Annotated in this window: 11 protein-coding genes; 7 read left to right on the plus strand and 4 right to left on the minus strand. The window is 28.3% G+C overall.

The window, feature by feature from the left end; all coding sequences use genetic code 11:
- Window positions 1-39 precede the first annotated feature (39 nt).
- Window positions 40-2,028: an excinuclease ABC subunit UvrB gene (gene uvrB, locus ACJJVK_RS12580; protein ID WP_405566395.1), complete on the minus strand. Its 1,989-nt coding sequence runs from the start codon at window positions 2,026-2,028 to the stop codon at window positions 40-42.
- A gap of 198 nt (window positions 2,029-2,226) precedes the next feature.
- On the opposite strand from uvrB, the gene ACJJVK_RS12585 reads away from it, so the two are divergent.
- A complete protein-coding gene (locus ACJJVK_RS12585; protein WP_405568373.1) occupies window positions 2,227-2,829 on the plus strand; it encodes an alpha-ketoglutarate-dependent dioxygenase AlkB family protein in 603 nt (200 codons plus the stop codon).
- 1 nt (window position 2,830) lies between these two features.
- On the opposite strand, the gene ACJJVK_RS12590 is transcribed toward ACJJVK_RS12585, so the two are convergent.
- The 3 genes from ACJJVK_RS12590 to ACJJVK_RS12600 all read right to left on the minus strand — a co-directional run bounded on the left by ACJJVK_RS12590 (window position 2,831) and on the right by ACJJVK_RS12600 (window position 5,733).
- Window positions 2,831-3,535, minus strand: coding sequence for a LytR/AlgR family response regulator transcription factor (locus ACJJVK_RS12590; RefSeq protein WP_405566396.1), 705 nt, complete (start codon window positions 3,533-3,535; stop codon window positions 2,831-2,833).
- Window positions 3,536-4,459 (minus strand): sensor histidine kinase, encoded by a 924-nt coding sequence (locus ACJJVK_RS12595; RefSeq protein ID WP_405566398.1) that lies wholly within the window; start codon window positions 4,457-4,459, stop codon window positions 3,536-3,538.
- Between the two features lie 263 nt (window positions 4,460-4,722).
- Window positions 4,723-5,733, minus strand: a complete 1,011-nt coding sequence (locus ACJJVK_RS12600; RefSeq protein WP_215995645.1) for a kelch repeat-containing protein — start codon at window positions 5,731-5,733, stop codon at window positions 4,723-4,725.
- 247 nt (window positions 5,734-5,980) lie between these two features.
- On the opposite strand from ACJJVK_RS12600, the gene ACJJVK_RS12605 reads away from it, so the two are divergent.
- The 6 genes from ACJJVK_RS12605 to ACJJVK_RS12630 all read left to right on the plus strand — a co-directional run bounded on the left by ACJJVK_RS12605 (window position 5,981) and on the right by ACJJVK_RS12630 (window position 12,791).
- Window positions 5,981-7,300, plus strand: a complete 1,320-nt coding sequence (locus ACJJVK_RS12605; RefSeq protein ID WP_405566400.1) for a DUF4270 family protein — start codon at window positions 5,981-5,983, stop codon at window positions 7,298-7,300.
- A gap of 1 nt (window position 7,301) precedes the next feature.
- Window positions 7,302-8,546: a hypothetical protein gene (locus tag ACJJVK_RS12610; protein ID WP_405566401.1), complete on the plus strand. Its 1,245-nt coding sequence runs from the start codon at window positions 7,302-7,304 to the stop codon at window positions 8,544-8,546.
- 71 nt (window positions 8,547-8,617) lie between these two features.
- A complete protein-coding gene (rluF, locus tag ACJJVK_RS12615) occupies window positions 8,618-9,511 on the plus strand; it encodes a 23S rRNA pseudouridine(2604) synthase RluF (protein WP_405566402.1) in 894 nt (297 codons plus the stop codon).
- 83 nt (window positions 9,512-9,594) lie between these two features.
- Window positions 9,595-10,725: a tRNA guanosine(34) transglycosylase Tgt gene (tgt, locus tag ACJJVK_RS12620; protein WP_215995641.1), complete on the plus strand. Its 1,131-nt coding sequence runs from the start codon at window positions 9,595-9,597 to the stop codon at window positions 10,723-10,725.
- A 73-nt stretch (window positions 10,726-10,798) separates the two neighbouring features.
- Window positions 10,799-11,890 (plus strand): LptF/LptG family permease, encoded by a 1,092-nt coding sequence (locus ACJJVK_RS12625; RefSeq protein ID WP_215995640.1) that lies wholly within the window; start codon window positions 10,799-10,801, stop codon window positions 11,888-11,890.
- Entirely contained in the window at window positions 11,877-12,791 is a 915-nt protein-coding gene (locus tag ACJJVK_RS12630) for a DMT family transporter (protein WP_405566404.1), read from the plus strand. The genes ACJJVK_RS12625 and ACJJVK_RS12630 overlap by 14 nt, the downstream gene beginning before the upstream one ends.
- Window positions 12,792-12,831 lie beyond the last annotated feature (40 nt).

Genomic DNA, 12,831 nt, shown 5'->3' on the forward strand with positions numbered 1-12,831 from the left:
TTTTTTATTAATTTTTATTTTATTATAGTGTTAATTCTTCTAAATCTTCTCTTTTAAAACAGCAATTTCATCACGTAATTTTGCGGCTACAATAAAGTCTAAATTTTTAGCTGCAGCTTCCATTGCCTTGCGTTTCTCTCTTATGCGTTTTTCTATTTCTTCTTTTGGTAAATATTGTAAATCTTGTTCTGCTGCAACCTGTTTGGCATTGTCATAATGATAACTAGAAATAGCAGATTTAGATAAAGTATTATCAATCTTTTTATTAATTTGAGTAGGGGTTATGTTATTTGCAGTATTGTAAGCAATCTGTTTTTCACGTCTACGTTCAGTTTCATCAATGGTTTTTTGCATACTGTTTGTCATTTTATCTGCATATAGAATAGCTAAACCATTTACGTTTCTTGCAGCTCTACCTACAGTTTGAGTTATAGATCTGTGACTTCTTAAAAAACCTTCTTTATCTGCATCTAAAATGGCAACTAAAGAAACTTCTGGTAAATCTAAACCTTCTCTTAATAGGTTTACACCAATTAAAACATCAAACAAACCTTTACGCAAATCTTGCATAATTTCTACACGTTCTAAGGTATCTACATCAGAATGTATGTATCTACAACGTATATCAACTCTTGTTAAATATTTGGTCAATTCCTCAGCCATTCTTTTGGTTAAAGTAGTTACTAATGTACGTTCATCTTTTTCTACTCTTACCTGAATTTCTTCAATCAAATCATCAATTTGATTAATACTTGGTCTTATTTCAATTATAGGATCTAATAAACCAGTTGGTCTAATTACTTGCTCTACAAAAACTCCTTCTGTTTTTTCTAATTCGTAATCTGCAGGAGTTGCTGAAACAAAAATTGTTTGATTTTGTAAAATCTCGAATTCGTCAAATTTTAAAGGACGATTATCCATTGCAGCTGGCAATCGAAAACCATATTCAACTAAGTTCTCTTTTCTACTTCTATCACCTCCATACATTGCATGAGTTTGTGGCACAGTTACATGGCTTTCATCAATCACCATTAAATAATCATCAGGGAAATAATCTAACAAACAGAAAGGTCTTGTTCCTGGTTCTCTACCATCTAAATATCTTGAATAGTTCTCAATACCAGAACAATAACCTAGCTCACGAATCATTTCTAAATCGAATTCGGTTCTTTCTTTTAAACGTTTGGCTTCTAAATGTTTCCCTATTTCTTTAAAATAATCTACCTGTTTCATCATATCATCTTGAATTTGATGAATGGCATTTTGTAAAACATCTGGAGAGGTTACAAACAAGTTTGCAGGATAAATATTCAGCTCATCAAAGTTTTCTAAAATTGTCTGACTCTCTAAATCAAAAGATTCGATTTCTTCAATTTCATCACCAAAAAAATGAACTCTATACCCATTATCACCATAAGAAGGATAAATAGTTACAACATCACCCTTAACTTTAAATGTTCCGCTTTTTATTTCTATTTCTGTTCTCGAGTATAAACTTTGTACTAATTGATGTAAAAATTTAGTTCTAGAAATTTGCTGATCTCTATGAATTGGAATTACGTTTTTCTTGAATTCTACAGGATTTCCAATACCATATAAACAAGAAACTGAAGCCACAACCAAAACATCTCTTCTACCAGAAAGTAGGGAAGAGGTTGTGCTTAAACGCAATCTTTCTATATCATCATTTATAGATAAATCTTTTTCTATATAAGTTCCAGTAACAGGAATGTATGCTTCTGGTTGATAATAATCGTAATATGAAACAAAATATTCTACAGCATTTTCTGGAAAAAACTGTTTGAACTCTGAGTATAATTGAGCTGCTAAAGTTTTATTATGTGCCAAAACCAATGTTGGTTTTTTCACTTCCTTTACAACATTTGCAACAGAAAAAGTTTTACCTGAGCCAGTTACACCTAATAAAGTTTGATATTTTTCTCCTGCTAAAATACCTGCAGAAAGTTCTTTAATAGCATTAGGCTGATCTCCTGTTGGTGAAAAATCGGATACAAGTTTAAATTCCATCTTGTAAAAATACACAACCTAATCAAAAATTCTATTAATTCGAATGAATTTTACGACTGAAAATAAGTGAAATTTGCATTAAATCTTTCGATTTTACGAAAGATAATTATTTTGGCAATTGTAAATAGTTCTCGATATTTTTTTTCTAAATCTAAATCACTAGAACTGGTATTATTTAATTTTGATTATTTTTATAGTATGGATTTATTTTCTTCGGATAAAATCACTAATATTTTGCCTTTTGATGGCGTTACAAATTATCATGGAATTGTATTAAGCAAGCAACAATCTGATTTTTACTATCAGGAGTTATTCAATAAAATAAATTGGAAAAATGATGAAGCTATAATTTTTGGTAAAAAGATAATCACTAAAAGAAAAGTGGCTTGGTATGGGGCATCAGAATATTCTTATACGTATTCTAAAGTTACAAAAACAGCAAATCTCTGGATTCCAGAATTGTTAGCACTTAAAGAAATTGTAGAGCAAGAATCTAATGAAACCTATAACTCTTGTTTGTTAAATTTATATCATTCAGGTGGTGAAGGCATGGCTTATCATTCAGATGGTGAAAAAATGATGAAAAAAAATGGCGCAATTGCCTCTTTATCTTTGGGGGCTGAACGTAAATTTTCTTTTAAACATAAAGAAAACAAACAAAGAATAGATATTGTTTTAGAAAGAGGTAGTTTGTTAGTAATGAAAGAAGGGACTCAAACCCATTGGTTACACAGATTACCACCTACTAAAAAAGTACATTCGCCCAGAATTAATTTAACGTTTAGAACTATAGAATTGTAGGTTAGTTATCAATCTTTTTAATGAAATCTTCTCTATAATTTAAACCAATTGGTATCCATTTATCATCTATAATAATTCTATTTCTTTGCACAGAATAAATGTGTTTTAAACCAACTATAAAAGATTTATGTACTCTTAAAAAATTTGTTTTCCCTAATCTTTCTTCAAAACTTTTTAGGCTACTTAAGGTTAAAATTGGTTTTTCTTTATTAGTGTAAATTTTTATATAATCTTTTAAAGATTCTATATATTTTATTTCTGATAAGTTAATTTTTATGTTCTCGTATTCTGATTTTACAAAAATAAAATCACATGCTTCTTTTTGTGCTTCTATAGGTGCAGGTTTATTTTTTGATAATAGTAAATTATTGGCTCTTGTAGCAGCTTTTAAAAATCGATGAAAAGGAATTGGCTTTACTAAATAATCAATAGCATTTAGGTTAAAACCCTCTACAGCATAATGAGAATAGGCTGTTGTAAAAATAAACATAGGTTTTGGTTCTAAAGTTTTAATAAAATCTATACCAGAAAAATCTGGCATTTCTATATCAGTAAAAATAAGATCTACTTGTTCTTTTTGTAGTGCAGACATTGCTTCTATACCACTAGAACAAGAAGCCACTAATTCTAAAAAATCGATTTTAGAGATAAAATCTTCTAATAACTCTAATGCCAAAGGCTCATCATCTATAATAATACATTTCATCTATTTTTTTAGTTTAATGGTTAAATTGACTTCAAACGTTTTTTTTTCATTATTTATCTCTAAAGTATGTTGTTTAGGATATAATAAATTTAGCCTATTTTTAATGTTTTCTAAGCCAATTCCAGAATTTTTATCACTAACTTTTGTAATATAGCAAGCATTAAAAACATAAAGGTGCAACTCATCATTTTCAACATTTATTTTAATTCTAATATTGGTATCACCTTTGTAATTTGTACCATATTTAAAAGCATTTTCTATAAATGAAATCAATAAAAGTGGCTCTATTTTGTAATTTAAATCTCCGTGAACATTAACACGAACTCCACTAGAATCTTTTAACCTTAATAGATGTAAAGAAATATAATTTTTAATGTATTCTACTTCTTTTGTTAATGAAATATATTCTTGATTAGTTTCGTAAATCATATATCTCATTAATTCTGAAAGTGTAACAATTGCAATAGTAGTGTCTTCAGATTTTTTATTTGCAAGAGAATAAATACTATTTAAAGTATTGAATAAAAAATGCGGATTTAACTGCGCCTTTAAAAAAGATAATTCAGAATTTACTTTTTGCGATGCAACTAAGGCTCTCTCTTTTTCTGCTTTATACCATTCAGAAACTAATTTTATTGATGTACTTAAACCAAAAAATAAAATAACCATAATTGGTGGTCTAAATTCAAATCTAGGACCATTTTCTTTACGATTAAGAATTCTATCTTCAAAAGTTTCATTTGGTGGTTGAAAATCTTTAGAAATTAAAATTAAAGGCTCTAAAACATACATAAAAAATAAAAAGAAAACTACAAACGTAATTAAGTACAACCCAATTTTTTTATTCAGTAATAATTTTGGTACTAAAAAAGAGTAGTTAACATAAAAAACAGTAATTAATACACCATTTAAAATGTAAAACATTTTAGGTATTGCATTAAACCTATAAAAAAATTGTATGGCAGTTATTAAGATAAAAAACAGCCATAGTAATATATGTATAATTACTGTGGTAAAGGATTTTTGTTTAATAAAGTTCAATTTAATGTGAGTTTAATTTGCAAATTTATGTAAGATTGGTCTTAAAAACTTACAAATGGTTGTTGTTTTTATCATAAAAAAGTGCAGAACAATTAATTTTTATTAATTTTTCTGCACTTTAAATTTATATAATAAGTTGTGTAAGATTAATCATCTTCATTTTCTAATTCGTAAGGTTTAAACTCCCAAACATCATCAAAATAATAACTACCACTTCTTCCCATTAATACGTATGCACTTGATCCAAAAGAAAAAGCAGAAGCATCTTGTCTTGCTGTCCCTTCAAAATCAGGAATTTCATCCCAAGTATCTGTAGAAGGATCGTAAGAATAGGTAGTAGAAGTTACTGCTCCATAAACTCCTGTACTTACATAACCTAAACCATCCAAAGAAAAAGCAACAGCAGAACTTACTAAGATTTCGTAATCATCATCATCATCATCATCGTCATCTAAATCAGTTAATCTTGTCCAGTTTGTACCATCAAACGAATAAAAATCTTCTTCGTAAGTACCATTATGAATACCTAAACCTAAATAAGCAACATCGTTTATGGTAAATACAGAAGCATTTTGGCGCTTTTCTCCACCAAAACCAACAGACTGTTCCCAAGTATCTGTATCAACATCATATTTCCAAAAATCTTTTTGCTCACTACCATCATAACCAGTACCAATGTAACCAGTATTACCAATTGCAAAACCAATAGCACCATATCTTGCTGTACCACCAAAATCTGCTTTTTGTTCCCAAGTATCTGTTGTAGAATCGTAAGCCCAAAAGTCTTTTAATTCATCATTACCATCATAACCAGTTCCTATATATCCTTTAGTACCAATAGAAAAACCTACAGCACCACTTCTTGCAGTTCCAGGAAAAGAGGCTCTTTGTATCCAATAATCTCCTTCAGAATTATACTCCCAAGTATCAGATAAGTAATCATCACCATCATAACCTGTAACTAGGTATCCTTTATCACCAATTGTAAAGCTTACTGCGTTTGCTCTAGAATCACCATCAAAAGTAGAACTTTCTACCCAGTTTCCATATTCATCATCATCCTCATCATCACTACACCCTATAAAAAGTGTAGAGGTAAGAAGAATTGCTAACATAAAAAGAAAACTTCTTTTTTGTGTAAATTTTGTTTTTTTCATTCGTTTTAGTTTATTCATTTCAGTATTTAATGGCAAAATTAGAAGCAAATATTTGTGGGTAACTATGAAATAGACAAACAAGCTTATTTTATAGATGAACATGTAAAACAAGTGTTAATTTTCTTAAAAGCTGTTAATTATAGGGTTAAGAGGTGTTTTTTAGTAGTAAATCTATAAAATAAGGTAGTTTATATATTTTATGATTTTTTGTGATAATACCTCTAATACTTTTGCTCTAAAAAGTAAAATGAGGTATTTAATTATTGGCTTTTTAAGTATTGTATATCTAACATCTTGTACAGCAGATGGTGCAACTTATGAAGTAGGGAGTGATTTTATTGAGAATGATATACAGATTAGAGTTATAGACACTTTTACTGTAAAAACAGGAACCTTTAAACTAGACTCTTTAATAACTTCTGGTACAGGAAGAATTTTATTGGGTAGTATTAAAGATGATGATTTTGGTAATACAACTGCCAAGTCTTATCTAGAGTTAGTAGCTTCTGCTTACTCTATAAGTAATGATGCTATTTACGATTCTATTGGTATGATTTTAAATTACGATACTTATTATTATGGAGATACAACTAAATTACAAACATATAATTTACATAGAATAACAGAAACCTTTGAGCCAGAAGATAGTGATGATTTTTACAATAGCTCTTTTTTAGATTACGATTCTCAATCATTAGGTGAAATTTCTTTTATACCAAAACCAAATAAAGAAACAGATTCTCTTTTTATTAAAATGGATGATGTTTTAGGTGAAGAAATTTTTGATAAAATTGTTGATAATGATATTAATAATTCTGATGATTTTTTGCAATATTTTAAAGGTTTAGCAATTGTGCCAGATGCAAGTTTAGACAGTCATATGCTTGGTTTTGGTTCTTACCCATCAACATCAACAGAAGAAAATTCTAGTATGCGTCTTTATTATACAATTAAAGATGATGATAGTGAAGATAATAACTATTACGTAGATTTTTTAATATCTAGTTCAACGCAACAATTTAATCAAATAGAAACAGATTATTCGACTTCTGTTGTTGGAGATTTTGCAGATGTAGAAGAAATTAGGTCTAGTGAAGATACCAATTATGCAACTTATATTCAATCTGGTACAGGACTATGTACAAGAATAGAAATACCATCAATAAAAAAACTTTTAGAGTTTTCTAATGAAGCTACTACTTTAAGTGCAACACTTACTTTTTCACCTTTAAATGGTAGTTATAGTAGTGAGAACCCTTTGCCAGAATCTTTATTAGTTTATGTAGTAGATCATAAAAATAGATTTGTTAAACAACTTGTAGATATAAATGAAACTTCAGTTTACGCTTATTTAAACGATAATCAAGATGAATTTAGTCAAAACGTTTCTTATTCTGTTGATTTAAGTGGTTATGTAGAAGAAATCTTATTAACCGAAAGCGATTTAAATTATGCACTAATGGTTTTGTATGAAACTTACGATCAAAATGTGAGTAATTTAATAATAGAAGATAATCCTGCAACAGACAATCAGGTAAAATTAACCGTAAAATATTTAAACTATTAAGATGCAAAAAAATATATTATTAATAGTATTTATAGTTGCTACACAATCAATTTTTGGGCAGAATAATGCAAATACACCTTATTCTTTATTTGGTTTAGGTGTAGAAAATAAAACAGCAACAGGTGGTTTAACAGGTTTAGGTAATACAGGTATAGCACAATCTACACCTTATGAAATAAATATTTTTAATCCTGCTAGTTTAGGTAATTTACTATCAAAATCATTTTTGTACGAATTTGGTTTAAATGGTACATACTCAACCTTAGAAACAGATAACATTAGTGAAACCAGCAATAATGGAAATATTTCTCACATTGCTATTGCTTTTCCTGTACGTAAAAATTTAGGATTAAGTATAGGTCTTTTACCATATACTAAAACAGGTTATAATATTGATATTGAAAGCCCAATAGAAGGGACTTTGGATACTTTTACAACAAGAATAACAGGCTCTGGAGGGTTAAATAAATTTTTTATAGCAGCTGGTTTTCAGCCTGTAAAAAATTTATCAATAGGTGTGGATTTCTCATTCTTATTTGGTTCTATAGAACAAGAAAGTCAAGTATTTACAGATTCATTTGTTTCAATTTTAGATCAAAATTATTACAATGGGGTAAAATTGAAAACAGGTTTTCAGTACAAATTACCTAATATAAAAAATATAGAAACAACGATTGGTGGTACATTTGAGTTGCCAACATCTTTATCTGGTAAACAAACAAGAACTTCTTATAAAACAACAAGTGCTGGTACAGAAATAAGTATTGAAGATGAGGTTGAAAATGATTTAGATAATTTTGAGTTACCAAAAAGTTTTGGTTTAGGTTTAACTTCAAAATTTAATAACACCATTACAACTAGTTTAGATTATAGAAAATTAATGTGGAATGATACAAACCAACAGTCTAATAGCGAACGTTATACAGATGAATCTATTTATGCATTTGGAGTAGAGTTTTTGCCAAATAAAAACAAATACAATTATTGGTCTAACGTAAAGTATAGATTTGGTTTAAACTACAATACTGGGTTTTTGAAAATATCGAATCAACAAATAGATAGTTATTTTATTTCTGCTGGTTTAGGTTTACCAATGAAAAAGAATAGTTTAAATAATTTTAATATTTCTTATTCTTATGGTAAAGAAGGTACTTTAAATAACGGTTTAATTCAGGAGAATTTTCATAAAATAACACTTAATTTAAACTTTGTTGGTAGTTGGTTTAGCCAAAAAAGAATAGATTAAATACACAAGAAAACAATCTTTAAAGCCATAAATTATAATCTTATATTTACTTTTGTTGAAAATATTTTTCTTTGGATAATAAAAATCAACAATCAACAAATCTTAATAAATTCATTAGTTCTACAGGGATTTGTTCACGTAGAGAAGCCGAAAAATTAATTGTAGAAGGTAGAGTAACTATTAATGGTAAACCTACACAATTAGGAAATCGTGTTTTAAAAAATGATGTAGTTAAGGTTGATGGTAGACTTTTAAAACCAAAACCAAAAACACTTTACATAGCCTTAAATAAGCCAATAGGTATTGTTTCTACAACAGATTCTAGAGAAAGAGATAATATTGTAAAACACATTAATCATCCAGAAAGATTATTTCCAATAGGACGTTTAGATAAACCTTCTGAAGGATTAATATTTTTAACCAATGATGGTGATATTGTAAATAAAATTTTAAGAGCAGGTAACAACCACGAAAAAGAATATATTGTTTCTGTTGATAAAAGGATTGACGATGATTTTATCAGAAAAATGAGCAATGGAATTCCGATTTTAGGTACAATTACTAAAAAGTGTAAAGTAGAAAAAGTATCAGAAAAGGTTTTTAAAATTATTCTTGTTCAAGGTTTAAACAGACAGATTAGAAGAATGTGCGAGTATTTAGGGTACGAAGTTACCAAACTAAAACGCACAAGAATTATGAGTGTAGAATTGGGTAATCTAAAACAAGGTGATTGGCGAGAACTTACTGAAGATGAGTTAAAAGAGATAAATAGAATGATTGCTTCATCATCTAAAACAGAAGAAGCTTCAGTAGTAAAAGAAAAACCAAAAACAGCAAAACCCAAAAGAAAATCTGCACCAGCTAAAAACGATTTTAATAAAAAAAGTGCTTCTTTTAGAAAATCATCACCTAAAAATAAAAAGAGGAATGTTGGTTCTTCATCAAAAAAGAAAAGAAGATTTTAAAATAGTAGTCAATTAAAGCAAAGACAAAAGGTTTAAGAATCTTTTAATTTTTCAATTCTTAAATAGTATTATCTTTGCGCCCAATGAAATTCGATTTAAAACTTACTGACCCCAAAAGCAAAGCTAGAGCAGGTTCAATTACAACAGATCATGGAGTTATAGAAACTCCTATTTTTATGCCTGTAGGTACTGTGGGTACTGTAAAAGGCGTACATCAAACAGAACTTAAAACAGAGGTAAATCCAGATATTATTTTGGGAAATACCTATCATTTATATTTAAGACCAGGTTTAGAGATTCTAGAAAAAGCTGGTGGTTTACACAAGTTTATGAATTGGGATAGAAATATTCTTACAGATTCTGGTGGTTACCAAGTATATTCTTTATCAGGTAGAAGAAAAATTAACGAACAAGGGGTGAAATTTAAAAGTCATATAGATGGTTCTATGCACTTTTTTACGCCAGAAAATGTTATGGAAACGCAACGTACAATTGGGGCAGATATTATTATGGCTTTTGATGAATGTACACCTTATCCTTGTGATTATAATTATGCAAAACGTTCTATGCACATGACACATAGATGGTTGGATAGATGTATAAACCACTTAGAAAAATTACCATACAAATACGGTTTTGAGCAAACCTTTATGCCAATTGTTCAAGGTAGTACTTACAAAGATTTACGAAGACAATCTGCTGAATATATAGCCAATTCTAACCAAAAAGCAAATGCAATTGGCGGACTTTCTGTAGGTGAACCAGCAGAAGAAATGTATGCTATGACAGAGGTTGTAACCGAAATTTTACCAGAAGATAAACCTCGTTATTTAATGGGTGTTGGTACACCAATAAATATTCTAGAAAATATTGCTTTGGGCATAGATATGTTCGATTGTGTAATGCCAACTAGAAATGCCAGAAATGGAATGTTGTTTACAGCTCATGGTACTATAAACATTAAAAATAAAAAGTGGGAAGATGATTTTTCTCCAATTGATGAAATGGGTATTACAGGTGTAGATACTTATTACACTAAAGCATATTTACGTCATTTATTTGCGGCAAAAGAAATGTTGGGTAAACAAATTGCATCGATTCACAATTTAGGATTTTACGTGTGGTTAACTCGTGAAGCAAGAAAACATATTTTGGCAGGTGATTTTAGAGAGTGGAAAGATATGATGGTTAAACAAATGGATAAAAGATTATAGATAATAGTTTATGGTTGTTAGTTTTTAGTAAAAAGTACAAACTATCAATCACAAACCAATAACAAAAATAATTTTGAAAATAATTGATTGGTACATATTAAAACGATTTTTGGTAACTTTTTTCTTTACCTTATTAATCTTAATTCCTATTGCCATAGCTATAGATATTTCTGAAAAAATTGATAATTTTCTTGAACATGCAGATTTAAGTTTTTATCAAATTGTAGATGAGTATTATAAAAATTTTACCATATACTATACAAATACTTTTATGCCATTGGCATTATTTATAGCCGTTATTTTATTTACTTCTAAACTGTCTAACAATACAGAAGTTATTGCAATTAATAATGCTAAAATTTCATTTACTCGTTTTTTATATCCTTACTTTATTGGTGCAACATTAATTACAATTTTATCATTATTAATGAATCATTTTGTGGTTCCTAACAGTAGTTCTACAAGAAAAAAGTTTGAAAAAGAATACATACAAGGTAATAGGCAAAAACATGAGTTTAAATATATAAACGATTTTAGTCTACAACTTACAGATAGTACTTATATTTTTATCAGAAATTTTAATACCGAAAATAATAGAGGCTATGATTTTTCTTCAGAATTATATGATGGTATAGAACTAAAAACCAAACTAGTTGCAGATAATATAAAATATTCTGAAAAAGACTCTAGTTTTAGATTACAGAACTGGCGATTAAGAAAATTATACTTAGAAAAAGATAGTATTTTTTCTGGTGATAAAATTGATACTGTTTTTAACTTTACACCTAAAGATTTAATATATAAATCTGCATTATCTCAAGAAATGCCATCAGATGAATTGTATAGATTTATAAAAGTTTCAGAAAAAAGAGGTGTAAAAAATCTTAATGCATATTTAGTAGAATTCTATAAAAGAACCAGTTTACCAATAGCCTCTTATATTTTAACAATTATTGCAGTAGCACTTTCTTACAGAAAAAGAAGAGGAGGTACAGGTGTAAATTTAGCTATAGGTTTTGGTATGATGTTTTTCTATGTTTTTCTACTTAAAGTATCAGAAGTTTTAGGAGGAGTTGCAGGTGTTAATCCGCTTTTATATGTTTGGATGCCAAATATCTTTTTTGGCTGTATTGCCCTATATTTATACATAAATGCAAGAAAGTAGGTTAAAAAATTATTTACTCTTACACTTAATTGTTTTTATTTGGGGGTTTACAGCAATTCTTGGAGCCCTAATTACTATTGATGCTATTCCGTTAGTTTTTTTTAGAATGTTATTAGCAGTGTTATTTATTGCACTTTATTTTCTGATAAAAAAGAAATCTTTTAAGGTTGATAAAAAAGGGGTAACTAAATTTCTTTTTACAGGGATTATTATTGCTACACATTGGATTTTTTTCTTTAAAGCCATAAAAGTATCTAATGTTTCTGTTGCACTAGTAACAATGAGTACAGCCGCTTTTTTTACATCATTAATAGAACCCATTTTTTTTAAAAGAAGAATAAAAACCTTAGAAATTGTTTTAGGGCTATTAGTTATTCTTGGGCTTTACATCATTTTTAATTTCGAAAGTCAATATAAATTAGGTATAATTTATGCACTAATAGCTTCTTTCTTAGGATCTTTATTTTCTGTTTTAAATGGTTTGTTTATCAAAAAATATGATGCAAACAGAATATCTTTTTACCAACTTTTATTTGGTACTTTATTCGTAACAATATATTTAATAATTAATAACAGTTTTTCTTTAGCTTTTTTTAATTTACCAGTTTCAGATTGGATTTATCTTTTTATTTTAAGTAGTGTTTGTACAGCCTATGCATTTATAATTTCTGTTCAAGTAATGAAATATTTATCTCCTTATACAGTTATTATAACCAATAATTTAGAGCCTATTTATGCTATTGTTTTAGCCTTATTTATTTTTGGTGATAAAGAAAAAATGAATCCTGAGTTTTATCTAGGAGCCACAATTGTTTTAGGTGTTGTTTTGTTAAACGGAATTATTAAGAATAAATCTGCAATTAAACAGAAAGCAAAATTAAGATTAAAGCCAAAAAAGTAAAATGAATTTGTTATAAAAGTAAATTTTATAGTATGTTTGT

The sequence above is a fragment of the Polaribacter sp. Asnod6-C07 genome, assembly GCF_045063625.1.
Lineage (GTDB): Bacteria > Bacteroidota > Bacteroidia > Flavobacteriales > Flavobacteriaceae > Polaribacter > Polaribacter vadi_A.